21 protein-coding genes and 1 riboswitch are annotated in these 23,663 nt (G+C 68.5%); of the genes, 11 read left to right on the top strand and 10 right to left on the bottom strand.

Annotation, left to right across the window (positions count from 1 at the left end):
* Positions 1 to 142: 142 nt before the first annotated feature.
* From ACOMD9_RS05145 to ACOMD9_RS05135, 3 genes are all read left to right on the top strand, one after another.
* Positions 143 to 1,534, top strand: a complete 1,392-nt coding sequence (locus tag ACOMD9_RS05145; protein ID WP_421412520.1) for an ethylbenzene dehydrogenase-related protein — start codon at positions 143 to 145, stop codon at positions 1,532 to 1,534.
* The gene (locus ACOMD9_RS05140) at positions 1,531 to 2,091 is read left to right on the top strand and encodes a DUF2231 domain-containing protein (protein ID WP_421412519.1); all 561 of its coding nucleotides are present in this window, start codon (positions 1,531 to 1,533) and stop codon (positions 2,089 to 2,091) included. The genes ACOMD9_RS05145 and ACOMD9_RS05140 overlap by 4 nt, the downstream gene beginning before the upstream one ends.
* A 169-nt stretch (positions 2,092 to 2,260) precedes the next feature.
* Entirely contained in the window at positions 2,261 to 4,279 is a 2,019-nt protein-coding gene (locus ACOMD9_RS05135; RefSeq protein ID WP_421412517.1) for a PhoX family protein, read from the top strand.
* 89 nt (positions 4,280 to 4,368) lie between these two features.
* Here ACOMD9_RS05135 and ACOMD9_RS05130 read toward each other — a convergent pair whose 3' ends face one another.
* The 5 genes from ACOMD9_RS05130 to ACOMD9_RS05110 form a co-directional block, all read right to left on the bottom strand.
* The gene (locus tag ACOMD9_RS05130; RefSeq protein ID WP_421412670.1) at positions 4,369 to 5,484 is read right to left on the bottom strand and encodes a 5-(carboxyamino)imidazole ribonucleotide synthase; all 1,116 of its coding nucleotides are present in this window, start codon (positions 5,482 to 5,484) and stop codon (positions 4,369 to 4,371) included.
* 22 nt (positions 5,485 to 5,506) lie between these two features.
* Complete coding sequence (gene purE / locus ACOMD9_RS05125) at positions 5,507 to 6,028, bottom strand: 5-(carboxyamino)imidazole ribonucleotide mutase (RefSeq protein WP_421412516.1); 522 nt, start codon at positions 6,026 to 6,028, stop codon at positions 5,507 to 5,509.
* Between the two features lie 95 nt (positions 6,029 to 6,123).
* Positions 6,124 to 8,127 carry a TRAP transporter permease gene (locus ACOMD9_RS05120; RefSeq protein WP_421412514.1) on the bottom strand — a complete coding sequence of 668 codons (2,004 nt, stop codon included), beginning with the start codon at positions 8,125 to 8,127 and terminating at the stop codon, positions 6,124 to 6,126.
* 10 nt (positions 8,128 to 8,137) lie between these two features.
* Positions 8,138 to 8,638: a DUF1850 domain-containing protein gene (locus ACOMD9_RS05115; RefSeq protein WP_421412512.1), complete on the bottom strand. Its 501-nt coding sequence runs from the start codon at positions 8,636 to 8,638 to the stop codon at positions 8,138 to 8,140.
* A gap of 34 nt (positions 8,639 to 8,672) precedes the next feature.
* On the bottom strand, positions 8,673 to 9,635 hold the full coding sequence (locus tag ACOMD9_RS05110) for a TAXI family TRAP transporter solute-binding subunit (RefSeq protein WP_421412510.1): 963 nt from the start codon (positions 9,633 to 9,635) through the stop codon (positions 8,673 to 8,675).
* 380 nt (positions 9,636 to 10,015) lie between these two features.
* Here ACOMD9_RS05110 and ACOMD9_RS05105 point away from each other — a divergent pair, with 380 nt between their 5' ends.
* From ACOMD9_RS05105 to ACOMD9_RS05090, 4 genes are all read left to right on the top strand, one after another.
* On the top strand, positions 10,016 to 10,294 hold the full coding sequence (locus ACOMD9_RS05105) for an XRE family transcriptional regulator (protein ID WP_421412509.1): 279 nt from the start codon (positions 10,016 to 10,018) through the stop codon (positions 10,292 to 10,294).
* A gap of 279 nt (positions 10,295 to 10,573) precedes the next feature.
* Entirely contained in the window at positions 10,574 to 11,353 is a 780-nt protein-coding gene (gene dsrO, locus ACOMD9_RS05100) for a sulfate reduction electron transfer complex DsrMKJOP subunit DsrO (protein ID WP_421412507.1), read from the top strand.
* On the top strand, positions 11,334 to 12,560 hold the full coding sequence (gene nrfD / locus ACOMD9_RS05095) for an NrfD/PsrC family molybdoenzyme membrane anchor subunit (RefSeq protein ID WP_421412505.1): 1,227 nt from the start codon (positions 11,334 to 11,336) through the stop codon (positions 12,558 to 12,560). The genes dsrO and nrfD overlap by 20 nt, the downstream gene beginning before the upstream one ends.
* Positions 12,553 to 15,648, top strand: coding sequence for a molybdopterin dinucleotide binding domain-containing protein (locus ACOMD9_RS05090; protein WP_421412504.1), 3,096 nt, complete (start codon positions 12,553 to 12,555; stop codon positions 15,646 to 15,648). Before nrfD ends, ACOMD9_RS05090 begins: the two co-directional genes overlap by 8 nt.
* Positions 15,649 to 15,747: 99 nt before the next feature.
* Here ACOMD9_RS05090 and ilvD read toward each other — a convergent pair whose 3' ends face one another.
* Positions 15,748 to 17,436: a dihydroxy-acid dehydratase gene (ilvD, locus tag ACOMD9_RS05085; RefSeq protein WP_421412502.1), complete on the bottom strand. Its 1,689-nt coding sequence runs from the start codon at positions 17,434 to 17,436 to the stop codon at positions 15,748 to 15,750.
* A gap of 171 nt (positions 17,437 to 17,607) precedes the next feature.
* On the opposite strand from ilvD, the gene ACOMD9_RS05080 reads away from it, so the two are divergent.
* From ACOMD9_RS05080 to ACOMD9_RS05070, 3 genes are all read left to right on the top strand, one after another.
* On the top strand, positions 17,608 to 17,970 hold the full coding sequence (locus ACOMD9_RS05080) for a DUF5362 family protein (RefSeq protein WP_421412501.1): 363 nt from the start codon (positions 17,608 to 17,610) through the stop codon (positions 17,968 to 17,970).
* A gap of 133 nt (positions 17,971 to 18,103) precedes the next feature.
* Complete coding sequence (locus tag ACOMD9_RS05075) at positions 18,104 to 18,391, top strand: type II toxin-antitoxin system HigB family toxin (RefSeq protein WP_421412499.1); 288 nt, start codon at positions 18,104 to 18,106, stop codon at positions 18,389 to 18,391.
* 2 nt (positions 18,392 to 18,393) lie between these two features.
* Positions 18,394 to 18,798: a helix-turn-helix domain-containing protein gene (locus tag ACOMD9_RS05070; RefSeq protein ID WP_421412498.1), complete on the top strand. Its 405-nt coding sequence runs from the start codon at positions 18,394 to 18,396 to the stop codon at positions 18,796 to 18,798.
* A gap of 62 nt (positions 18,799 to 18,860) precedes the next feature.
* Here ACOMD9_RS05070 and ACOMD9_RS05065 read toward each other — a convergent pair whose 3' ends face one another.
* On the bottom strand, positions 18,861 to 19,556 hold the full coding sequence (locus ACOMD9_RS05065) for a TenA family protein (RefSeq protein WP_421412497.1): 696 nt from the start codon (positions 19,554 to 19,556) through the stop codon (positions 18,861 to 18,863).
* Positions 19,553 to 20,959, bottom strand: coding sequence for a sodium:solute symporter family transporter (locus ACOMD9_RS05060; RefSeq protein ID WP_421412496.1), 1,407 nt, complete (start codon positions 20,957 to 20,959; stop codon positions 19,553 to 19,555). Before ACOMD9_RS05060 ends, ACOMD9_RS05065 begins: the two co-directional genes overlap by 4 nt.
* Positions 20,949 to 21,068: riboswitch (TPP riboswitch) on the bottom strand. Its footprint overlaps the gene before it by 11 nt.
* A gap of 77 nt (positions 21,069 to 21,145) precedes the next feature.
* Here ACOMD9_RS05060 and ACOMD9_RS05055 point away from each other — a divergent pair.
* Positions 21,146 to 21,862 carry a hypothetical protein gene (locus tag ACOMD9_RS05055; RefSeq protein WP_421412495.1) on the top strand — a complete coding sequence of 239 codons (717 nt, stop codon included), beginning with the start codon at positions 21,146 to 21,148 and terminating at the stop codon, positions 21,860 to 21,862.
* On the opposite strand, the gene ACOMD9_RS05050 is transcribed toward ACOMD9_RS05055, so the two are convergent.
* Positions 21,859 to 22,617: an HNH endonuclease gene (locus ACOMD9_RS05050; protein WP_421412494.1), complete on the bottom strand. Its 759-nt coding sequence runs from the start codon at positions 22,615 to 22,617 to the stop codon at positions 21,859 to 21,861. The two genes, ACOMD9_RS05055 and ACOMD9_RS05050, sit on opposite strands and share 4 nt — an antisense overlap.
* Positions 22,618 to 22,680: 63 nt before the next feature.
* Positions 22,681 to 23,268 (bottom strand): peroxidase-related enzyme, encoded by a 588-nt coding sequence (locus ACOMD9_RS05045; protein ID WP_421412493.1) that lies wholly within the window; start codon positions 23,266 to 23,268, stop codon positions 22,681 to 22,683.
* Positions 23,269 to 23,663 lie beyond the last annotated feature (395 nt).

Here is a 23,663-nt window from a genome sequence, read left to right as displayed (position 1 = left end):
TCATTGTTGTCCATCGGCCGCCAGGATCAACTGACGCGGCAAGTCGTCACACCTGGCTTGATCCAGATCAGGCGAGAACCAGGAAACTGATCCATACTGACCAATGGCAACATTACCTTACACATCCGCAGCAGGAGTTCACATGGCAAGTCACGACAAGGGCGCTGGCCCCTGGCTGGTCTTCGGGCTGCCGGTTGCCCTGGGGCTGGCCTGGGTCACCCAGGGCACCGGGGTGATCGAGAACGATCTCGAGCGCAACATCTCGATTCCCGATGAGCTGACCATGCCGTTCCAGGTCCAGGCCGCCTACAACGATTCACACATCTTCTTCCGCTACCGCTGGCCTGCCGAACACCCGCATCTCCTTCACGACGTGCTGGTCCACGAGGATGGCGACTGGGTGCGAGAGGGCAGCGGAATGCCGGGGCCCAACCCGTATGGCCTCCACGAGGATCGCGTCGCGATGATGCTCGATGACGGCAGCGTACCGGACTTCGCCCGCTATGGTGGCTACATGACCATCGGGGCCGGGGCCGCTGGCTTCACCGACGAGGCCCCGGAAGAAGTCACCAAGTCGCTGCCGGGGACCCGCATCGACCTGAGCGACTGGGCCAGTCGTCAGGCGCCGGAGACCCTCGAGGCTCAGCGGGAGGCCGGTTACTTCCTCGATCTCTGGCACTGGCGCGGCCATCGCTCCAACCCACTGAACCTTTCCGACGACCAGTGGGTCGGCGCGGAACGCTCCGGCGACGCGGGACGCAGCCCCTACACCACCAACTGGGACGGCGATGCCGGCCAGCCACTGTGGATGCTCGATCCGGAAGAAGCGGGCCAGGCCGCCCTGCGCTGGGAGGACATCGAGGCCGGCCGGGTGGACTTCGACAGCCCCTACTTCCTGGCGGAGGACACCGCGATCGACTTTGATCCCGACCACGACTGGCAGAACGGTGACGTCATCCCCCGCCGGCTTGTCCGCCAGGCGGAAGGCTCCCGGGGCGACATCACCGTGCAGGGCGAAGGGCGCTGGAACGATGGCTTCTGGGACGTGACCCTCTCCCGCCGCCTGGATACCGGCAATCCGCTGGACGACAAGATCCTGCGCGACCAGGGGCTTTATGCGGCGGCCTTCTCGGTACACCGCAATGCCACCGGGGGACGCTGGCACAAGGTCTCGCTGCCCGTCTCGCTGGGCCTGGGGCGTGATGCCGATCTCACGGCTACCCCCTTCCAGGGCCGGACCCCCGAGTGGGCAGATGACTGGAAGGAAGTGACCCTCTTCTACCCCGGACAGGTGAACTGGCCGCTACTGATCAGCCGCGCTCACGCCGGTGCCGAGGACATCGCCGAGGGCACCCCGGTACGGGCCCGCCACAGCGAGAAGCAGCTCGCCCTCTACGGGGTGGAGATGGAATTCAATGACACCATCACCCGCCAGTGGGGCCTGACCCTCTTCGCCGGGCTGCTCGCCATGCTCGGGGTGACCCTCGGCCTGCTGCCCAACTTCCGCCCGAACCGTCAAGGAGACCGCTCATGACCGGCATGCACCATATGCTCGTCCACTTCCCGCTGGGGTTCTGGGCACTCGCCACCCTGATGGTCCTGGTCGGCGCCCTGCTGCCCGGCAGGATGGCCGAGCTCAGCCGCGCCGCCCTGCTGCCCGTGCTGGTACTCGGCCTGCTGGGGGCCCTGGCGGCCATCATCGCTGGCTTCCTGGTCTGGCCGCTGGCCGCCAACCTGGCCAGTCCGCTGGCACGCAACCATATCCTGATGGCGTTCTGGTCGCTGGGCATCTTCACCATGCTCACCGTGCTGGTGTGGCGTGCCGGCGAGGCCGCCTTCGACGGTGCCCGCCGCTGGGTACTGGTGATCCTCGCCCTGCTCGGCGGGCTGTTCTTCGCCAGTGCCGGTACCCTGGGCGGCCACCTGGTGGGGGCCCCCACCCACTTCTCCACGCTCCTGGGACTGACCGGCTGGGAGGTCTACACCACCTTCTACAGCCCCGGCTGGGTGGTGGCGATCATGGTGGTCATCGGCCTGGCCTGCGCGGTGTTCGGCCATCGTCACAAGCGGCCCTCCGCCGGCGGGGGCTGAGCGCCTGCCACTCGCTCCAGGGCCCCGCTTCGGCGGGGCCCTTGCCGTTCATGGTGCCGTCATCCCTGGCACTGTCATCGAACCGCCCTCGTTCCGACATGGCGATGTAAGGTGTCGCGGTCACCCTCTCCCTGCAGAGTTCCCCCCGACAGTCCCACTGGAGAGTCCCATGACACAGCACCCCGGCCACGTCGACCCCGTTCTCGCCGCCGGCGACGAGCCCATGAGCAACGCTTCCGGCAACGACTACTTCGGCGACATCCTGCAGTCCCGCGTCAGCCGCCGCGCGATGCTGCGCGGCAGTCTCGCCGCCGCCGTGGCCGGCGCCATGGCGACCCAGCTGCCCTTCGGCAGCGCCTTCGCCGCCACCGGCGCCAGCGCCCCGGCGCCGAGTCTCGGCTTCAAGGCCATTCCGGTCAGCGCCGCCGACAGCGTCGTCGTCCCGGACGGCTACCGGGTGCGGACCATCCTGCCCATGGGCACGCCGATCAGCGGCACCATGCCCGCCTGGTCGCTGGACGCCGGCGGCGAGGCGCAGGCCCACCAGGTAGGCAGCCACCACGACGGCATGCACTTCTTCCCGCTGGCGGGCAGCTCCCGCGACGGCCTGCTGGTGATGAACCACGAGTACATCGAGCCGCGCTTCCTGCACGCGGCAGCGGCGGGGCTGGCGCTGGATCGCAGCGGCTTCCCGCAGAACGAGGACGGCAGCCGCGACGACGACCAGGTGCTCAAGGAGCTCAATGCCCACGGCGTCACCGTCGTGCACATCCGCGAGGATGACAACGGCCAGTGGCAGGTGGTGGAGGATGCCCGCAATCGCCGCATCACCGGCCTGACGCCGATGCGCCTGGCCGGCCCCGTGGCCGGCACCGCGCACGTGGTGACCAAGTACAGCCCGGACGGCACCATGACTCGCGGCACCCTCAACAACTGCGCCCACGGCGTCACCCCCTGGAACACCTACCTGGCCGCCGAGGAGAACTGGGCCGGCTACTTCGCCAACAGCGACGCCGAGATCGACCGCCGCCAGGCCCGTTACGGCATCACCACCCGCGACACCGGCCGCTACCAGTGGCACCGGGCGCAGAGCGGCGCCGACGAGTACCTGCGCTTCGACGCCAGCACCCGCGGCGCCTCCCCCGCCGAGGACTACCGCAACGAGCCCCACGCCTTCGGCTGGATGGTGGAGATCGACCCCATGGACCCAGCCGCCACCCCGGTCAAGCGCACCCACCTGGGCCGCTTCGCTCACGAGGGGGTGATCTTCGCCCCCGCGGTGGAGGGCCAGCCGGTGGTGGCCTACTCCGGCGATGACGCCCAGTTCGAGTACATCTACAAGTTCGTCTCCGCCCGCCCCTACCACGCCGCCAGCGCCGACGGCTCGCTGCTGGATGAAGGCACGCTGTACGTCGCCCGGTTCAATGACGACGGCAGCGGCGAGTGGCTGGCCCTGGCCCCGGGCGAGAACGGCCTCACGCCGGAGAACGGCTTCGTGGACCTGGCCGATATCCTGGTCAACACCCGCGCCGCCGCCGACCACGCCGGCGCCACCCGGATGGACCGCCCCGAGTGGGGCGCGGTGGACCCGGTCACCGGCCAGGTCTACTTCACCCTGACCAACAACACCCGCCGCGAGGCCGGCGACGAGCACGTCGCCAACCCGCGCGCCGACAACAGCTTCGGGCATATCATCCGCTGGCACGAGGAGGGCAGCCACGCCGGCACCCGCTTCGCCTGGGACCTGTTCGTGCTGGCCGGGGACGGCGACGACAGCCGCGACCTGGCCGGCGAGCCGCTGGACCGGGACGCCATCTTCGCCAGCCCCGACGGCCTGTGGATCGACGCCGACCGCCGGGTGTGGATCCAGACCGACATCAGCGAATCGGTCATGAATACCGGCATCTTCGAGGTGTTCGGCAACAACCAGATGCTCGCCGCCAATCCCGAGACCGGCGAGATCCGGCGCTTCCTCACCGGCCCCATCGGCCAGGAGATCACCGGCGTGGTGACCACCCCGGACCGGCGCACCATGTTCGTCAACGTCCAGCACCCGGGCGCCACCACCGAGGCCGAGGCCTTCGCCGCGGGCGAGCCGGCCAGCCACTGGCCGGACGGCGGCAGCGCCATACCCCGCTCGGCCACCCTGGTGATCACCCGGGAGGACGGCGGCATCATCGGTGCCTGACGGCTCACCTCTCCCCCGAGCGCAAGCGGCCCCGCCATCTGGCGGGGCCGCTTGTCCGAGCACATGGCCCGGGCGTCACATCGGTGCTGCTATTCGAAGCTGAAGCGCGGCGCCGGGGCGTCGGGCAGCAGGGCCGCGCAGGCGCGCACCTTCTCCATCAGCGCCTCATGGGTCGGCGCCACCAGGTTGACGTGGGCCAGCTTGCGCCCGGGACGCTCGCTCTTGTCGTAGCGGTGCAGATGGGCGTCATCGAGGGCGAGAATGGCCGCCGGATCGCCCTCGCGGCCGATCACGTTGACCATGCAGGTGGGCAGGCGCGCCGCGGTATCGCCCAGCGGCAAGCCCTGGATGGCGCGCAGGTGGTTCTCGAACTGGCTGGTCACCGCCCCGTCCAGGGTCCAGTGGCCTGAGTTGTGCACCCGGGGCGCCATCTCGTTGGCCAGCAGGCTGCCGTCGGCGCACTGGAAGAGCTCCAGGGTCAGCACGCCCACGTAGTCGAGTTCGTCAAGCAGCGCACGGATATAGCCGTCGGCGGTCTGCTGCACGGCGTCGTCCAGGTCCGGCAGGGGCGCGATGGAGTAGCGCAGGATGCCGTCGACGTGCTGGTTCTCGGCCATGGGGTAGAAGACCACCTCGCCGTCGCGGCCGCGCACGGCGATGATCGACACCTCACGCACGAAGTCGACGAAGGCCTCGACGATCAGCCGTGGGTGGCCGATCGAGCGCCAGGCGTCGTGGGCCTCGGCCGGGTCGCGGAGCACCGCCTGCCCCTTGCCGTCGTAACCCTCGGTAGTCGACTTGGCCACCACCGGGCAGCCCAGCTCGCGGGCCGCGGCCTCGAGCTCGTCGGCATGCTCCACCAGGCGATAGGCCGGGGTGGGAATGCCCAGGCGATCGAACAGCGCCTTCTCCTCGGCGCGGTTCTGGCAGACGCGGATCGCCTCGCTGGAGGGGTAGACCGGCCTGACCTCCTCGATGGCCTGCACCAGCGACACCGGCAGGTGCTCGAACTCGTAGGTGACCAGGTCGACCCTGGCCAGGAAGTCGTCGAGAAGATGGTGCTGGTCCGTGTACACCATGACATCACCGATCCCCGCGCTGGGGTGGCCCGTGGTGTCGAGGAAGGTGAAGCGGTTGGCCAGGGGGTAGCCGGCCAGGGCCAGCATGCGGCCGAGCTGGCCGGCTCCCAGGACGCCGATATTCATGGCTTTTTCCATAACCTTCTCCTCACTCACTGTCGGGGCGCGGGTCGGGCCGGGGATCAGGATGGTCGAGCACCGCCTGGGTCTGCTCGGCGCGGAAGGCCTCCACGGCGGCCCGCACCTTCTCGTCCTGCAGGCCGACGATCTGGGCGGCCAGCAGGCCCGCATTGGTGGCGCCGGCCTTGCCGATGGCCAGGGTGCCCACGGCGATGCCGCCGGGCATCTGCACGATGGAGAGCAGCGAGTCCAGGCCCTTGAGCGCCTTGGACTCCACCGGCACGCCGAGCACCGGCAGCGCGGTCTGGGAGGCCACCATGCCCGGCAGGTGGGCCGCCCCGCCGGCACCGGCCACGATCACCGAAAGGCCCCGCCCCGCGGCGGACCTGGCATAGTCGAACAGCAGGTCAGGGGTGCGGTGGGCCGAGACCACGCGGGTCTCGCAGGCCACGCCCAGGCGCTCGAGCATCGCCACGGCGTGTTCCATGACCGGCCAGTCGGACTTCGACCCCATGATCACGCCGACCTTCGGCGACTGTTCAGACTGCATGGATGCTCCTCGGCAACTGCCTGCGTGCGGGAAGGAAAGCCGCACATTCTAGCCGTGCGGCCCTCCCCCGTCATCTTGACCATCCGGGCAGTCGATCAGCCTGCCGCCTCGCGCCGGCTGGCCAGCCAGTTGCCGCCGATGGCCAGCGCCATCACCGCGACGCCGGCGACCTCGATCATCAGGTCAGGATAGAACACCCCCACGATGGCCGGAACGATGACCAACCGCGGCAACAGCGACATTCGCGTGAAGAGATACCCCTCCAGTGCCGCGGCGAAGGCCCCCAGCGCCAGTATCGCGATCACCCCGTTCCAGATCAGCACCGGCCAGGGGCCACCCATGATGATCTCCGGGTTGAAGACCATGAAGACCGGGATCAGGTAGAGCCCCTTGGCGAACTTCCACGCCTGCACCCCGGTCTCCATCGGCTTGCTGCCGGCGATCGCCGCCCCGGCGAAGCCGGCCAGCGCAATCGGTGGCGTGACGTTGGAGTCCTGGGAGTACCAGAACACCACCAGGTGGGCGATCAGCAGCGGAATGCCGAACTCGGCGGTCAGCGCCGGGCCCACCAGCACGATCAGCACGATATAGCTGGCGGTGACCGGCAGGCCCATGCCCAGCACCAGGCTCGCCAGCAGCACCATGATCAGCGCCAGCACGATGTTGCCGCCGGAGAAGGCCATCATCATCGCCGAGAACTTCAGGCCCAGGCCGGTGAGGCCCACCACCCCGACGATGATGCCGGCCACGGCACAGGCCATGGAGACCGCCACGGCGTTGCGCGCCCCGAGCTCGAGCCCCTCGACCAGCTTGACGAAGCCGGCCCAGACCACCCGGCCGGTGCCGGCCAGGGTCACCGGCTGGCCCTGCTGCGGGGCGATGAACAGGAACCAGACGGCATAGCGCAGCGCGGCCACGACGACCATGGTGACCACCGCATAGAAGCCCACCCGCATCGGTGACATGTGCATCACCAGCAGGTAGACCAGCACCCCCAGCGGCAGCAGGAAGTGCCAGCCGTCGCGCATCACCTGGCGCATCTGGGGGAGCTCGCTCTTGGCCATGCCCTGCATGCCCTGCTTCAGGGCGATGATGTGAACGAAGAGATAGACGGTGGCGAAGTACATGACCGCCGGCAGCACGCTGACCTTGACCACCTCGAGGTAGGAAACCCCGGTGTACTCGGCGATCAGGAAGGCCCCGGCACCCATCAGGGGCGGCATGATCTGGCCGCCGGTGGAGGCCGCCGCCTCGATGCCGCCGGCCTGATGCGGCTTGTAGCCCAGCCGCTTCATCAGCGGGATGGTGAAGGCCCCGGTGGTCACCACGTTGGCGATGGCACTGCCGGAAATCGAGCCCATGCCGGCGGAGGCCAGCACCGCCGCCTTGGCCGGACCGCCGCGCTGGCGACCGGTGGCGGCATAGGCCATGTCGATGAAGAACTTGCCGGCACCGGTGCTCTCCAGGAAGGCACCGAACAGCACGAAGACGAAGATGTAGGTGGCCGCCACGCCCAGCGGCAGGCCGAAGATGCCCTCCTGCCCCAGGTAGAGCTGGCCCACCAGGCGGTCGATGTTGTAGCCGCGGTGCTCGAGGATGCCCGGCAGCCACTGGCCGAGCCAGGGCAGCTCGCCACGCGGTCCGGCGAAGGCATAGAGGATGCCGATGGCGCCGATGATGGTCATGCCCAGGCCCACCGCCCGACGGCTGGCCTCCAGCACGGTCACCACGGCGATGCAGCCGACGACGATGTCGGTCTGGCTCCAGAAGCCGGCCCGGCTGATGATCTCGTCGAGATAGAGCACCAGGTAGCCGCCGGTGAGCAGCGCACCGGCCAGGAAGACGGCATCGATGAGCCAGCCCAGGAGGCCACGGTCACGGTTCGGGCCGAACACCGGGAAGATCAGGAACGCCAGCAGCATGATCAGCATCAGGTGGATGCTGCGCTGGTAGAAGAGCCCCAGCGGCTGGATGCCGGCGGAATAGAGCTGGAACAGGGAGAGCCCCACGGCCACCAGGGTGATCAGCCAGAGGACAGGCCGGGGCTGGATGGCACTGCCACCGGGCACGGTGACAGAGGGCTTGGCGGATTCGCTCATGGACGTCTCGTCAGGGTGTGGTCGCCGGGGTCTGCAGGTGGATCGTCACCCGCTCGCCAGCGGCCTGATCGCTCAGGCTCAGCCGACGTCCCTCGTGCAGCAGTCGATGGTTGACCTCCGGGGATCCGACCCGGAGGCGGTAGCGGTTGCCGGGCACCGGCTCGTCGATCTCCTCGATCCAGTAGCCGCCCTCGCCGTCGGAGACCTGGCGGCCACGGCCGGGGATATGGTCGAGGCCGGCGGCGAAATCCGGCAGGTGACTGCGCTCCAGCACCATGCGCCCGTCGCGGTGGCGATAGCAGTCGAGCACAGGGAAGCCGGCCACGGAGTGGTTCCACTCCAGGCACCAGGCCTCCCCCTCGAGCATCGGCAGCGCGGCGATCAGGCGGCCGTCGTCGCCACGCACCTCCAGTCGCCCCGGGGTGTCGGCGGCAAGCGGGAGGACGACCAGCAACAGGGCCAGGGCACAGAAAGTCGCCGGCCCGAAGGCTCGGCGACATTCGCGGGTCATCGTGGCACTCATCCTCAGTGCCCGGCGAGGAAGGTCATTCCGGCCGCTGGTGGTCAGCGACCTCGGCGCCCACCTCCTCGTAGTAACGCAGTGCGCCCGGATGGAAGGCGATCGGGGTCGATTCGACGCTGAACTCGACGGTGGTATCGTTGGCCGCCGGATGGATGGCGATCAGCTCGTCGGTGTACTCGAAGAGGACGCGGGTGATCTCGTAGGCCATCTCCTCGTCCATCTCGCTGCTCACCGCCAGCACGTTGGGGATGCTGATGGTCCGCACCGCCTCGTCCATGCCTTCGTAGAGGCCGGCCCGCAGGTTGTAGGCGGCGAATACCGGTTCGGCCTCACGGGCGTTGGCGATCTCCTCGTCGGAGAGGCCGATCAGGCGGATATCCCGGGTGGTGGCCAGGTTGAGGATCGAGCTGGTGGGCGGGCCCACGCTCCAGAAGCCGGCCTCGATGTCGCCGTCGCGGATGGCATCGGCGGTCTCGTTGAAGTTCAGCCGCTGGGGGGTGAAGTCATCGTAGCTGATGCCGTTGGCCTCGAGCAGGGCGCGGGCGTTGAGCTCGGTGCCGCTGCCCGGGGCGCCCACGGAAACACGCTTGCCCCTGAGGTCCTCCAGGGTGTGCACGTCGGAGTCGGCCAGGGTGACCAGCTGCACGGCGTTGGGGTAAATGGAAGCCAGGGCGCGAATGTTCTCCAGCTGGCGACCCTCGAAGTCTCCGGTGCCACTGTAGGCCTGGTAGACGGTATCGGCCAGGGCCAGGGCAGCATCGGAATCGCCGCGCCACACCAGGCCCATGTTCTCGACGGACGCGCCGGTCACCTCGGCCACCGCGCTGGCGCCCTCGATGTGGTTGTTGATCAACTCGGCCAGGCCACCGCCATAGGGGTAGTAGGTACCGCCGGTCCCGCCGGTGGCGATGGAGAGTTGCTGGGCCGCGGCCAGGGGGGCCGTGGCGATCAGCGAGGCGGCAACGGCATACTTGAAGGCTTTCATGTAACTCCTCCGGTCCTGGAACCAGGTTGTTGTGTGATTGTCGATGGCGCTCGGAAGCGCTGAACGCCTGACGGAAAACTAGCACGGTCGCAGCGTGAGAGGCCAATGGCACTATTTCTACGTTTTCAGATATTTTCTGCAATCTCCCCGTGCTCGCCCTCGCCAGCCCGGTCGACCGCCCGCCGCCCCGGAAGGGTCGGCAGGCTGCGCACATCGGTCCGAAGCGGCTCCCGGTACGCCCGCCATCCTGCACGCTCGGCCGCCTCCCCGCCGAATTCGGGTCAACCTGCCCATGACACCAAGGCATCAACGAATCCACACTGGCAAAATCGCCGAAGAGCCCCCATAGTGTGCTTGTCGAAATCGCCCACTGGAGCATCATGAGCACTGCACGTCATACCCAAAGCGCGGACCTTCTCGACCCCCCGCGAAGAAGCCCTGACCTCGATGTCAGGGACCTGGAACAACGTACACGCCTCATGCGCATCATCACCCGGCTGATCGCCGTGTCGGAGCTCGGCAGCCGCGAGATCGCACGCCGCGCCGGGTTGCCGATGCAGAAGATCAGCGACCTGCTGGCCGGCCGCCTCGAGCACCTTTCACTCGACGAGCTGCAGCTGCTGTATCGCTCCATCGACCCGCAGGCCACCACGCACTAGCGCTGGTCCTCGCGCCGGCACATCCCGACGCCCCGCCGACAGCGGGGCGTCGCGCGTTCGCCTCCCGGCACCGGCGCATGGCGCTCCTCCCCTTCCCCCCACTTTCCACTGCATTACAGCCAGTTGCGGACCAACATTAAGGCAATATTAAAAGCATGCTAACGATCTCTTGATCGACATCAAGATGCCATACCTTGGTCGCAGGTAGCCTCCCCGTATCACCACTTCACCTCGGCAGATCGTGTTCTGCCCGGATCCACGAAGGCCACCGGAGGCGCCATGGACCCCCTTCGCCGCTCCCTTCTCGGCCAGCTGGCCCGCCTCAGCGCGGGTGCCGCCCTGGTACCGCTCTCGAGCGTTGCCAGCGCCGGCATCAACAGCCAGCCGCCGCGCCGAGAAGGCGACCCCACCAAGCGCTACGGCATGCTCATCGACCTGCGCCAGTGCATCGGCTGCCAGGCCTGCACCGTGTCGTGCCATATCGAGAACGCCGCCCCCCTGGGCAAGTTCCGCACCACCGTCTCCCGGTACGAGGTCGAGCACCAGGAGACCGGCGAGCTCGCCACCTTCATGCTGCCGCGCCTGTGCAACCACTGCGAGAACCCGCCCTGCGTGCCGGTCTGCCCGGTACAGGCGACCTACCAGCAGCAGGACGGCATCGTGGTGGTGGACAGCGACCGCTGCGTGGGCTGCGCCTACTGCGTCAACGCCTGCCCCTACGACGCCCGCTTCATCAACGACAGGACCCAGACCGCCGACAAGTGCACCTTCTGCGCCCACCGCCTGGAAGCCGGCCTGCTGCCGGCCTGCGTGGAGAGCTGCGTGGGCGGCGCGCGGATCATCGGCGACATGCGCGACCCCGAGAGCCAGATCAGCCGCATGATCGCCGAGCACCGGGACGCGCTGATGGTGCTGCAGCCCGAAAAGAACACCCTGCCCCAGGTCTTCTACCTCGGCATGGACGAGCGCTTCATCACGCGCCCGCTCGCCGAGCCGGTGGCCCTGGAAGTCCTCGACCCCCACGGCAAGGAGATGGGTTATGAATTCCATGGCCATTGAGCTGCTCGCGCCCCGCTACGCCATCGCCTGGTACCCCTGGGCGGTGCAGTACTTCTTCCTGATCGCCCTCTCCTGGGCCACCCTGTGGCTGGCGGCCCCGGCGCTGGTGTTCGGCAGGCAGCGCTGGCTGCCCAGCGCTCGCCTGGCCATGCTGGCCTGCCTGACCACCACCCTGGTGGCGCCGGTGGCGCTGCTCGCCGACCTGCACCAGCCGCTGCGCTTCTGGCACTTCTACGCCTACGCCACCTCCAGCTCCTGGATGTCCATCGGCAGCCTGCTGCTGCCGCTCTACGTGGTGGGCGTGCTGCTGCTCGCCTGGCTGGCCTGGCGCCCCGCCCTGCAGGCCAACCGCCAGGCACCCGGCCTGCGAGGCCTGGTGGCCCGCCTGCTGTCGTTCGGTGACGCTCCAACCCCGCGCGCCCTGCTGGTCCTGGTGGGCCTCGCCACCCTGGCGCTCTCCGCCGGCATCATGCTCTACACCGGCGCCGAGCTGGCCATCGTCAAGGCGCGCCCGCTGTGGAACACCGTCTGGCTGCCGCCGATGCTGGTCACTACCGGCTTTATCGCCGCGGCCGGCCTGATCCTGGTGCTCAACCGGGTCAGCGGCCTGCGCGCCCCGGCCAGCAACGGCCAGATGCTCAAGGTGCTGCTGGGCGCCTGCGTGGTGGCCGGCCTCGTCGCCGGCAGCTGGTTCCTGGACGGCATCAACGCCAACGTCGGCTCGGTGGCCGCGGCCCTCGACTCGGTGCGCGCGAGCCCCTCCTGGCGCAGCACCGCCCTCTGGGGTGGGCTGACCGGGGTGGCCCTGTTCGGCGCGGTGCTCTACCTGCTCACCCGCCCCGCCGCCCGCCGCCCGGCCCTCTACGCCTGGGCCTGGGTGCTGGGCCTGGTGGCCATCCACATGGGCTGGATGTTCCGCTGGGTGGTGCTGATGGACGTGCAGCACGTGGCCCGCAACAGCGCCGGCTTCCACCACTACGGCATCCCCGCCGGCTCCTCCGGCCTCCTCGGCATCGTCGGCACCTTCGGCCTGTGGCTCGCCGCCGTGCTGGTGATCGACCTGCTGATCCCGTGGCGCCAGGCGCGCCAGGGCGGCAGCGCCGCCGACGTCTCACTCTCAGACAGCTCAGACAACTCAGACAGCACCGCACAGCCCGACGCCAAGCGCGCTGCACATACCACCGAAGGAGCGCCCAGCCATGGCTAAATCCCCCGTCGACACCTCACGCCGCCGCCTGCTCAAGGGCGCCGTCGCCGCCGGCGGTGCCGCCACCTTCGTCGCCGGCTACTCCGACCCCCTGGCCAGGATGGCCAAAGGCGTCACCGGCAGCGCCGGCGAGAAGCCGAAGGACCGCATCCACGGCAACTCCCTGGCCCCGGAGTACCGGGTCGATCTCGACACCGGCGAGCTGACCCTCAACCCGGACCAGCGCACCGCCTTCACCATCTGCTACGGCTGCACCACCCAGTGCGGCGTGCGGGTGCGCGTCGACAACAAGAGCGACCGGGTGCTGCGCGTCTCCGGCAACCCCTACCACCCGCTCTCCGCCGACGACCACCTGCCCATGCGCACCCCGGTAGCCGAGGCGCTGCGCCACGTCAGCGCCTTCGGCGGCCAGGGCCAGGTCAACCGCTCCACCGCCTGCGCCCGCGGCAACGCCATGATGAGCCAGCTGGAGAGCCCCTTCCGCATCGACCACTGCCTCAAGCGCGTGGGCGGGCGCGGCGAGCGCCGCTGGGAGAAGATCTCCTTCGAGCAGCTGATCGAGGAGATCTGCGAGGGCGGCGACCTGTTCGGCGAGGGCCACGTGGACGGCCTGCGCGCCATCCACGACCACGACACCCCGATCGACCCGGAGAACCCGGAGTACGGCCCCAGGGCCAACCAGCTGATGGTGATGGAGGCCACCGACTACGGCCGCTCCGACCTGCTCAAGCGCTTCACGCTGAACGCCTTCGCCACCCGCAACTACGGCCACCACGGCGCCTACTGCGGCCTGGCCTTCCGCATGGGCTCCGGCGCGGTGATGAATGATCTGGGCGCCAACGCCCACGTCAAGCCGGACATCCAGAACGCCCGCTTCATCATGTACATCGGCTGCGCGCCGAGCCAGGCCGGCAACCCCTTCAAGCGCCAGGGCCGGCTGATCGCCCAGGCCCGAGCCGCCGGCACCCTTGAGTACGTGGTGGTGGACCCGGCACTGAACGCCTCCACCTCCCACGCCGCCGAGCACAACCGCTGGGTGCCGATCCGCCCCGGCACCGACAGCGCCTTCGCCATGGCCATCATCCGCTGGCTGCTCGACAACCAGGGCTATGCCAAGGCGTTCCTGGCACTGCCCGGCAAGGCCGCCGCGGACGCCGCCGGCGAGGCCACCCACTCCAATGCCACCCACCTGGTGATCGACACCGAGGACCACCCGCGCCGCGGTCATTTCCTGCGCGCCAGCGACCTGGGCCTGGCGGAGGCCGGAAGCGACGCCGACGCCCCCATGGTGGTGGTCGACGGCGAGCTCGTTCACGGCGAGGAGGCGATGGCCGCCGAGCTCTTCGTCGACCGCGAGGTAACGCTTGCCGACAGTGCCACCGTGCGGGTGAAGAGCAGCATGACCCTGCTGCGGGAGTCGGCCCACGAGTTTGAGCTGGCCGAGTACGCCGAGCACTGCGGCATCCCCGAGGCCACCATCGTCGCGCTGGCCGAGCGTTACGCCAGCCACGGCCGCCGCGCCGTGGTCAACTGCCACGGCGGCATGATGTCCGGCAACGGCTTCTACGCCGCCTTCGCCGTGCAGATGCTCAACCTGCTGGCCGGCAATCACAACATGAAGGGCGGCAGCGCCGTGGGCGGCGGTACCTTCAGCGGTACCGGCGCCGGCCCGCGCTACGACCTGGCCGACTTCCCCGGCAAGCGCGGCCCCCAGGGCGTCTTCCTCTCCCGCTCGCGCTTCCCCTACGAGAAGTCCTCGGAGTACCGCCGCAAGGTGGAGGCCGGCGAGAACCCCTACCCGGCCCGGGCGCCGTGGCGCTCCTTCGCCCCGCCCACCCTCACCGAGCACCTGCCCTCGGCACTCGACGGCTACCCCTACCCGATCAAGGCGGTGATCGGCTGCATGGCCAACCCCATCTACGGCCAGGCCGGGCTCGAGGCGATGATCGCCGACAAGCTCAAGGACCCCAGGCGCCTGGGGCTCTTCGTGGCGGTGGACGGCTTCATCAACGAGACCAACCGCTACGCCGACTACATCGTGCCCGACTCGGTGATGTACGAGGTGTGGGGCTTCACCGGCGCCTGGAAGGGCGCGCTGGGCAAGCTGACCACCGCCTGCTGGCCGGTGGTGGAGCCGCGCCAGCAGAAGACCGCCGAGGGCGAGCCGGTCTCCATGGACAGCTTCTTCATCGCCGTGGCCCGGCGCCTGGGCCTTTCCGGCTTCGGCGACGAGGCGATCCCCGACGCCGACGGCAAGCTGCACCCGCTCAACCGCGCCGAGGACTACTACCTGCGCGCCGCGGCCAACATCGCCTTCCAGGACGAGCCGCTGCCCGAGGCCGACGAGAGCGACATCGCCCACGGCGGCATCGCCCCGCTGCTGCCGCGGCTCGAGCGCACCCTCAAGGCCGATGAGCGCGGCCGGGTGGCCTACCTCTACGCCCGCGGCGGGCGCTTTCAGGACGCCAGCGACCACTTCCGCGGCGAGCGGCTGACCAACGCCTGGCGGCGCACCCTGTGCGTCTACAACGAGGTGGTGGGCACCAGCATCGACACCATGACCGGCCGGCCCAACCGCGGTGTGCCCGGCCACAGCCTGCCGCTGCTGGCCAACAAGCAGACCATGCGCGAGGTGTTCACCGAGGCGGAGTGGCCGCTGCTGGCCTTCTCGTTCAAATCCAACCTGATGAACTCCTACGCCATCGGCAACGAGCGGCTGCGCATGATCAAGCCCTACAACCCGGTGCAGATGCATCGTGAGGATGCCGAGCGCTTCGGCATCGGCCACGGCGACACCATCCGCATCGAGAGCCCCGGCGGCAGCGTGGTGGGCCTGGCGCTGGTCAGCGAGAGCGTGATGCCGGGGTCGCTGGGCATCGAGCACGGCTACGGCCACCGGGACCTGGGCGCCACGCCCCACGTGATCGACGGGGAGTCCCAGCCGGACATGCCCTGGCTGCGGGCCGGCATCAACATCAACGACCTGGGCTTCCGGGACCCGACCCGCAACGTGGACGGTACCTGGCTGGAGCCCATCAGCGGCGCCAGCGTGCGCCAGGGCCTGCCGGTGAGGGTCAGCAGGGCCTGAACCAGCCGCGCCTGGATCCACCACTGCAAGGCAGAGCGCCCCCGCCGGGAAACCGGCGGGGGCGCTGTCGTTGGCGACCCTCTCAGCCTCGGCGCGGGCTCAGTCGAAGGCGTCGGTGACCGCCCCGGTGCTGGCGGAGCTGACGGTCTTCGCGTACTTGGCCAGCACCCCGCGGGTGTAGCGCGGCGCCGGCTGCTGCCAGGCGGCGCGACGGCGCGCAAGCTCCTCGTCGGAGAGGTCGACGTCGATGGTGTCGGCCTCGGCGTCGATGGTGATCCGGTCGCCATCCTCCACCAGCGCCAGGGGGCCGCCGTCGAAGGCCTCCGGCGTCACGTGGCCCACCACGAAGCCGTGGCTGCCGCCGGAGAAGCGCCCGTCGGTGATCAGCGCCACCGAGTCACCCAGCCCCCGGCCCATGATCGCCGAGGTGGGGGTGAGCATCTCGCGCATGCCGGGCCCGCCCCTTGGCCCCTCGTAGCGGATCACCACCACGTCGCCGGCGGTCACGGTGCCGTCGTTGATGCGCACCTGGGCCTCCTCCTCGGAGCCGAACACCCGGGCGGTGCCGGAGAAGCGGGTGCCCTCCTTGCCGGTGATCTTGGCCACCGCCCCCTCCGGGGCCAGGTTGCCGAAGAGGATGCGCAGGTGGCTCTCCGCCTTGAGAGGCGCATCCAGCGCCGCGATGATCTGCTGGTCGTCGGGATAGGGGGCGACATTGGCCAGGTTCTCGGCGAGTGTCTTCCCGGTCACCGTCAGGCAGTCGCCGTGCAAGAGGCCGGCGTCGAGCAGGGTCTTCATCAGCGGCTGGATGCCGCCGATGGCCACCAGCTCGCTCATCATGTAGTGACCGCTGGGGCGCAGGTCGGCCACCACCGGCACCCGGCGGCCGATGCGGGTGAAGGCCTCGAGGGTCAGGTCCACCCCGATGGTGCGGGCCATGCCGATCAGGTGCAGCACCGCGTTGGTGGAGCCGCCCAGGGCGATCACCACGGTGATGGCGTTCTCGAAGGCCTCCCGGGTCATGATGTCGGAGGGCTTGAGGTCGCGCTCGAGCAGCTCGAGCACCGCGGCCCCGGCCGCCTCGCAGTCCGCGCGCTTGTCGTTGGAGACGGCATTCTGGGCCGAGCTGCCCGGCAGGCTCATGCCCAGCGCCTCGATGGCCGAGGCCATGGTGTTGGCGGTGTACATGCCGCCGCAGGAGCCGGGGCCGGGAATCGCCGTCTCCTCGATCTGCTTGAGCTCGATCAGGTCGATATCGCCGCGGCTGTGGGCGCCCATGGCCTCGAACACCGAGACGATATCGGTGTGGCCCTTGCCGGGAAGTATCGTGCCGCCGTAGACGAAGACGCTGGGCCGGTCGAGCCGCGCCAGCCCCATCAGGCAGCCCGGCATGTTCTTGTCGCAACCGCCGATGGCCACCAGGCCGTCGAAGCCCTCGCAGCCCGCCACCGTCTCGATGGAGTCGGCGATCACCTCCCGCGACACCAGCGAGTACTTCATGCCCTCGGTGCCGTTGGCGATGCCGTCGGAGATGGTGATGGTGTTGAAGATCACCCCCTTGCCGCCGGCCCCGTCGGCGCCGTCGCTGGCGTGGCGGGCCAGCTCGTCGATATGGCTGTTGCAGGGGGTGAGGTTGCTCCAGGTGGAGGCGATGCCCACCTGGGGCTTGGCGAAATCATCGTCGGTGAAGCCCACCGCGCGCAGCATGGCGCGGCTGGCCGCCTTGCCGGGGCCGTCCACCACCGGGGCGGAGTGGCGGCGGCGGGGATCCTTCGGGGTATCACTCATGGCAGGGCTCCTTTGCGGCAACCAGGAATACTCAACAGAGAGTGGCCCCCCTGGCCCGGCATGACAACCACCGGTGCCTCTGCATCGGAACGGGGTCAAGCGCCTGACGGGCTGCTAGAGTGACAGGCGTTTCACTGCCACTACAACGATCCATCAGGGAAGGAAAGTCTCATGGACCACCCCTCACAGGAACTGCTTCGCGACCTGGTCGAGCCGCTCTATCGCGGCAAGTTCTGGATGCAGCTTACCGGCGTGATGCTGATCCTCTCCGGCATCCTCACCGCCCTCTCCATCGTCGGCCTGATCGTGGCCTGGATTCCCATCTGGGCGGGCTGGGTGCTGATGCAGGCCGCCGGCGCCGCCGGACGGGTCTTCGAGAGCGGCGACTCGCGCGACATGAAGTTCGCCCTGGGCAAGCTCAAGACCTACTTCACCATCTTCGGCGTACTGATCCTGATCTATCTGGCCATCGCCGTGGGCGGCATGCTGTTCGGTGCCGTCGGCATGGTGGGCATGATGGGCGGCCACATGTAGCCACCCGATCAGGCCCACCCATGCAGGAGCGCCCCCGCCGAAGAAAGCCGGCGGGGGCGCTATTGCCTGGCGCCATTGCCGTATCCGAAGGCAGAAACTACACTCTATCGCAAAATGCGATAGAGCAGCCGCCATGCATGTCATCACCCAGAAGCGCATCTGGGAAGCCAAGCAGAAATGGCCCCAGGCCGCCTCTGCACTGGATGCCTGGTATCGGCTCATGAAGTCGAGCGAGCCCGGCAGCTTTGCCGAGATGAAGGCGCTGTTTCCCGCCACCGACAAGGTCGGCCGACACCATGTCTTCGATATAGGCGGCAACAAGATTCGTCTCATCGCCGTGGTGCACTATCGATTCAAGAAGGTCTATATCCAGTACGTCCTCGACCATACCGAATACGACAGGGGCACCTGGAGGGAATGAACATGACCAGCATCGTCCAACAAGCGGCCGCCCACTGGCGCTTCGTGGCCCCCCTGCTCAACGCCCCGGAGTCGGAAGACGACTACGACGCTCTGGTCGCAGCGCTCGATGAGCTGCTGGAGCTGGTCGGAGACGACGAGGAGCACCCCCTGGCGAGCCTCGCCTCACACATGGGTGACCTCATCGAGGAGTACGACGACGCCCACCGCCCGATGCCGGAGGTGAGGGGGGGCGACATGCTCCGCCACCTGATGCAGTGGCATGGCCTCGACCAGTCGAGCCTGCCGGAAGTCGGCACCCAGTCGGTGATCTCGGAGATCCTGAACGGCAAGCGACGGCTGAACGTGCGCCAGATCAAGGCCCTGACCCGGCGCTTCGGGCTGCCCGCCGACCTCTTTCTCGACTGAGGGGGCCTCCCTCCTCCCACCGAAAGCAACGCAAGCATGGCGAAGCTACCCGCCCGGCCCGCTCAGCGCGGCATCACGGCATCGTGGAAGGCGCGCTCCTTCGCCACCGTCTCGCGGAAGCACTCGGCCATGCGGGCGAAGGCGCCCTCATCGAGCGTCTCCGCCTCCTCGTCCAGGCGGCGGCGCAGCCAGGCCACGAAGTCCTGGAAGGCGGGGTTGTCGTGCAGGTCGATCCACTCCCCCACCAGCGGGTGCAGCCCCTCGGCGCGGGTCACCCGCAACGCCCACTCCAGGTAGACCCACTCGGTGACCACCAGCGCCGCGAGGATCTCGGCATAGCCGCCGCCCTGGCCGGTGTCGCGCAGCAGCGCCTGGAAGGCCCGGGTCTCGGGCAGGTAGTCCGGCGCCTCGCGCCGGGCGGCCGGCACCGCGAAGGCCTCGAAGGTGCGCTGGAAGGTACTGTTCTCGTCGCTGGTCAGCATGCCCATGAACTGCCCCAGCACCACCCGGTCCGCCATGCTCGGCGCATGGCCGATGGCGTGGCCGATCAGCGCGGTGAAGGGGTCGACGAAGCCGTAGTCCTGCACCATGTAGGCGGCGAAGTCGTCACCGGAGAGCCGCCCCTCGGCCATCGCGTCGAACAGCGGATGGTTCACGGTGGCCGACCAGTCCGGCTCGCTGATCTCGCGCAGCCAGTCGGTGAGGCGCGGTGCCTCCTGTGCCGCGGCCCAGGCCTTCCAGTCTGCGCGGGTGGTCATCGGGCATCTCCTTCGAATGACGGTTGGAACCTCGCGCCCGGCCGGCGCCAGGCGATCAGCAGGCTCACCAGGGTGGACGCGAGCAGCGCGCCCAGGAAGGGCGCCAGGGTCGGGATGCTGTCCGGGAAGGTGGCGGCCAGCACGCCGGCGGAGAGGCTCCCCAGGGTGACCCAGCCCGGCAGCACCGCCCCGAGCAGGCCCGCCACGCCGCCGGCCACCGCAGCGAGCGGCGACATCCGCCGCCACAGGCCCAGCAGCACCGGCACCACGATGGCCGCGCACAGCAGGTCGGCGATCAGGAACAGGCGCAGCACCGAGAAGCCCTGCAGGGCCACCCACACCACCGGCACCATCAGCGCCACCGTGACCAGGCGCGCCGCCCGCACCGAGAGCCCCCGCTTTCCGGAACTGGCCACCGCCATGGAGGCGATGGCGTTCTGCAGGGTATCCACGCTGGAGGCCACCAGGGTGACCGCCAGCACCAGGGCCGGCAGGCCCAGCCAGGCCGGCGCGGCGGAGAGCAGCGCGAAGAAGGGAATCGGCGGCTCGCCCAGGGGCAGGGCATGCATCGCCGCCAGGATCCCCAGCCCGCCGATGGCCATCACCACCAGCAGGCTGCTGGTGGCACCCAGCAGCGCCCCGCGACCCAGCGCGCGGTCGTCCTCGGCCGCCCAGATACGCTGCCAGTAACCCTGATGGAAGAGGTTGGCGGCGGTGACCGCGATCACCAGGGTCAGCGCCACGGAGAGTGCGCTGCTGGCGGGAACCGAGGGCATCACCGCCCCGGCCGGCATGGGCGGCAGCCACCACCAGGCCATGCCGCCGACCAGCACCAGCAGGGCCAGCAGCAGCCACGCCTGCCAGCGGTCGGTGGCGAGGCTCGCCCGCAGTCCGCCCAGGGTGGTGTAGACCAGGGTGGCCACCGCCACGCCGAGGATCACCAGCGCCGGGGGCACGTCGGAGAGCAGCGCGGCGATGGCGCCGATGGCGGTGAGCTCGGCGGCCAGGAAGATCGCCATGTAGGCCACCGAGACGAAGGAGACCCAGCGCCGCACCCCGGCGCCGTAGCAGGCCTCGGCGAACTCGCCGATGCTGCGCCCTTCCGGCAGGTGGCGGCGAATCGCCGGGCCGTAGAGCCCCAGCACGAGGAACGGCAGCGACGAACCGATGGCATAGCCGGCCAGCGCCACCGGCCCCACGAAGGCGCCGATCTCCGGCGGCGCGAAGAGGATCCAGGCCCCCATGCTGGAGGCCAGGAACGACAGGCCGATGGCCTGGGCGCCCTGGGAGTTGCGGGCGGTGACGTAGTCATCGAGCAGGCCATCGGCCCGGCGGGCCCTCAGGCCCAGGAAGGCAAAGCACAGCAGCGCCGCGCCGAGCACGGCAGACGTCAGGTAGGGCATGTCGCTCTTCCTCCGCCGGTGTGAACCGGATCAGGTTCCAGGGTCAGCACCATGTGCTCTCTCAGCCCCGGCCGATTCGCGCGGCAACGGGACTCCCCTGGCGACAGTGAATGGTTTGTGATGATCGAGACTCAAGTTCTGGGCACACTGGCCGAGATAACCTTCGATCGCCCCTGATGATATCGCATGCACACCGATCGAACGACCACCAGCGCCGGACACCTGCCCATGCCGTTCAACGAAGCCAAGGAACACGCCCCGGGTCGCCTGCACGCGATCTTCGCCGACCCCTACACCGCCTTCGACAACCTGGTGACGGAGCGACTGCTCCACCTGCGAGTGGCCGTGGCGGCCCTGGTGGGCGCACCCCTGGCCGAGGGAACGCTGATGCTGCGGGTGATCCACGGCTGGGAGAACGGCGGCTTCGAACCCGCGGACCTCAAGCACAGCGAGCATCGGCTGGACTCGCTGGCGGATCTGCGCCGTGTCGCCGAGGCCTACCGCCACGCCTTCGAACACCAGCAGCCCCTGCCTCGCGACGACGCCTCGCTGCTCGCCGAACCGCTGGCCCGGGCCATCGCCGCCGCCGAGACCGACGGCCAGGTGCTGGACGAAGCGACCCGCACCATCCCCGCCCGCTGGCCCGCCTTCACCCAGGGCCTGACCCTCTACACCTTCTTCAAGGTCTACCACCGCCTCACCTACGGCGAGGATGACCCCTACCGCGCCATCCACTGCCAGACGCCACAGGGCCCCCGCGAGATCCACGAGTTCCACCTGGAGGAGGGCGAGTTCGCCGTCGTCGTCCCCGACGAGGGCGAGAGCGGCGACAGCGTGCTGGTGCTGCACGAGAGTCAGCTGATGCCGGTGCTGCAGTTGCTGGAGGAGAGCCGCGTCAGTTAGCGCCGGAAGCACTCTCGATAATGCCAGTCGAGATAGTCGCGGTTGGGAAACGCCGAAGCCGTCAGGTTCAATGGCTGCCCATCGATATCACTGAGCTGCCCTTTGAGATGCCCACTAAACCCTTCTTCAATCAACTCTGGGGAAATTCGAATACGTCCCTGCCTATCAATGGCCAATAACCCCTTGTCGAAGGCACGGTCATGCAGCGCATTGAGGCACAGCCCATTGGCTGGGTCGAGACGGGACTCGGGACGTGACTGCCAGGGCACAATATGGCTGGCAATCAGCAGGTCCTCGTGTCGAAGCCCCGTAATTACGCAACGGGTGTCGTAGCGAATCATGACTGCTTTGCGGAATAGAGACTGCCCCACACGCCGCTTCTGCAAGCCCACTGCATCCTGGCCGGTGTAATCGGTTTCTTTGCCGTCGTGCTCAACATCTTCACCGAGCGTCGACCAAGCTGCCTCACATTCGCGTGCCACGACTTCCGGCTCATCGATAAAGCGCTGCCAAAGCAAGCGATCCTGATGAGATGCCCCGGACAGCCCCTTCTTGCCCAACGCCAACACTTCGGGGTCGAGGCTTGCATAATTAGAAAGCTTCATGGCAACCGAGTTGGCCGAGCGTCCCATATGCTCGGCAAGACGAATGACTTCAGGTCGCTCCCGGTGTAGTTGGCCAAATGTCAGGCGGCAGTATAGGGAAAGTGCCTGCAAGCGATCTTGATCCGTCCACGCCTTTCTTTCCGTTGGCATAATTCACCCTCCGAGCCACCAGGCTACGAGCCTACGTCGATGCCCTCAGGGAAGCCAGTTCGCTCACTTCTCCCGCGGCATCCGCCCCATCAGGTAGAACTCCTCGTTGGGCGGGGTGCCGGCCAGGGTGACCAGGCGGTTGGACATGCCGAAGAAGGCGGCGATGGCGCCGATGTCCCAGATGTCGTCCTGGGTGAAGCCGACCTCCAGCAGGCGGGTCTGCCACTCGTCGCTGAGCTCGCCGACGTCCAGGCCACAGTGCATGGCGAAGTCGAGCATGACGGTGTGGCGCTCGCTCAGGCCCGCGACGCGGTGGTTGACGGCGACCTGGTCGGCCAGCAGCGGGTCCTTGCTGTAGATGCGCACCAGGGCGCCGTGGGCCACCACGCAGTAGAGGCAGCGGTTGCGGGCGCTGGTGGCCACCACGATCATCTCCTTCTCCGCCTTGGTCAGGGTGTCGGACTCCCGCTCCATCAGGGCGTCGTGGTAGGCGAAGAAGGCGCGGAACTCGTCCGGGCGGTGGGCCAGCATCAGGAAGACGTTGGGCACGAAGCCGGCCTTCTCCTGCACCGCCAGCATGGCGTCGCGGATGTCCTCGGGAAGGTCCTGGATCGACTCGGGGATGGGAAAGCGGCTGATCGGGGTGGTCATGGTGGCTCCTGGCTTGGTGCTTGTTATAAGACTATTTCAGTTAACGTCAACGTCATCTCTCTGTCCATACACACTCGGTCGCAGGCTCACGAAAGGCACCTCTGTTGGCCTGATCGTCGATGGCTTTCGCCGGGAGGCCTGCGGCCTCCATTCGCGCAGCAAAGCTGCGCTTGTATGTTTGAAGTGACCAGACAAGGGCAGTATTGAGAAGACTTGCCGGGGTGGAGGGACGATCTGCGCATCTGGCCCCTCGGGGTACAGACAGTGGGAGACATGGCCCCACCCCACCCATTCAGCGCCGATAAGGAATCCATCGGCTGAGCGCCTCTCAGACCGACGATCTTGGCAAGCCAGCGCCTGGGTGCACCCCGGCAAGCCTTCTCAACCTAGCGCGG

It is taken from the genome of Halomonas terrestris, from assembly GCF_049166755.1.
Classification (GTDB): Bacteria; Pseudomonadota; Gammaproteobacteria; order Pseudomonadales; family Halomonadaceae; genus Halomonas.
Note: the sequence above shows the minus strand (reverse complement) of the source record. Positions and strands in the feature narration are given on the sequence as shown.

Excerpts from the sequence above, each read along its gene's own strand:
- ACOMD9_RS05145 (WP_421412520.1), top strand. The coding sequence starts at position 143 with ATGGCAAGTCACGACAAGGGCGCTGGCCCCTGGCTGGTCTTCGGGCTG.
- ACOMD9_RS05140 (WP_421412519.1), top strand. The coding sequence starts at position 1,531 with ATGACCGGCATGCACCATATGCTCGTCCACTTCCCGCTGGGGTTCTGG.
- ACOMD9_RS05135 (WP_421412517.1), top strand. The coding sequence starts at position 2,261 with ATGACACAGCACCCCGGCCACGTCGACCCCGTTCTCGCCGCCGGCGAC.
- ACOMD9_RS05130 (WP_421412670.1), bottom strand. The coding sequence starts at position 5,484 with ATGAATATCGGCGTCCTGGGAGCCGGCCAGCTCGGCCGCATGCTGGCC.
- purE (WP_421412516.1), bottom strand. The coding sequence starts at position 6,028 with ATGCAGTCTGAACAGTCGCCGAAGGTCGGCGTGATCATGGGGTCGAAG.
- ACOMD9_RS05120 (WP_421412514.1), bottom strand. The coding sequence starts at position 8,127 with ATGAGCGAATCCGCCAAGCCCTCTGTCACCGTGCCCGGTGGCAGTGCC.
- ACOMD9_RS05115 (WP_421412512.1), bottom strand. The coding sequence starts at position 8,638 with ATGACCCGCGAATGTCGCCGAGCCTTCGGGCCGGCGACTTTCTGTGCC.
- ACOMD9_RS05110 (WP_421412510.1), bottom strand. The coding sequence starts at position 9,635 with ATGAAAGCCTTCAAGTATGCCGTTGCCGCCTCGCTGATCGCCACGGCC.
- ACOMD9_RS05105 (WP_421412509.1), top strand. The coding sequence starts at position 10,016 with ATGAGCACTGCACGTCATACCCAAAGCGCGGACCTTCTCGACCCCCCG.
- dsrO (WP_421412507.1), top strand. The coding sequence starts at position 10,574 with ATGGACCCCCTTCGCCGCTCCCTTCTCGGCCAGCTGGCCCGCCTCAGC.
- nrfD (WP_421412505.1), top strand. The coding sequence starts at position 11,334 with ATGAATTCCATGGCCATTGAGCTGCTCGCGCCCCGCTACGCCATCGCC.
- ACOMD9_RS05090 (WP_421412504.1), top strand. The coding sequence starts at position 12,553 with ATGGCTAAATCCCCCGTCGACACCTCACGCCGCCGCCTGCTCAAGGGC.
- ilvD (WP_421412502.1), bottom strand. The coding sequence starts at position 17,436 with ATGAGTGATACCCCGAAGGATCCCCGCCGCCGCCACTCCGCCCCGGTG.
- ACOMD9_RS05080 (WP_421412501.1), top strand. The coding sequence starts at position 17,608 with ATGGACCACCCCTCACAGGAACTGCTTCGCGACCTGGTCGAGCCGCTC.
- ACOMD9_RS05075 (WP_421412499.1), top strand. The coding sequence starts at position 18,104 with ATGCATGTCATCACCCAGAAGCGCATCTGGGAAGCCAAGCAGAAATGG.
- ACOMD9_RS05070 (WP_421412498.1), top strand. The coding sequence starts at position 18,394 with ATGACCAGCATCGTCCAACAAGCGGCCGCCCACTGGCGCTTCGTGGCC.
- ACOMD9_RS05065 (WP_421412497.1), bottom strand. The coding sequence starts at position 19,556 with ATGACCACCCGCGCAGACTGGAAGGCCTGGGCCGCGGCACAGGAGGCA.
- ACOMD9_RS05060 (WP_421412496.1), bottom strand. The coding sequence starts at position 20,959 with ATGCCCTACCTGACGTCTGCCGTGCTCGGCGCGGCGCTGCTGTGCTTT.
- ACOMD9_RS05055 (WP_421412495.1), top strand. The coding sequence starts at position 21,146 with ATGCACACCGATCGAACGACCACCAGCGCCGGACACCTGCCCATGCCG.
- ACOMD9_RS05050 (WP_421412494.1), bottom strand. The coding sequence starts at position 22,617 with ATGCCAACGGAAAGAAAGGCGTGGACGGATCAAGATCGCTTGCAGGCA.
- ACOMD9_RS05045 (WP_421412493.1), bottom strand. The coding sequence starts at position 23,268 with ATGACCACCCCGATCAGCCGCTTTCCCATCCCCGAGTCGATCCAGGAC.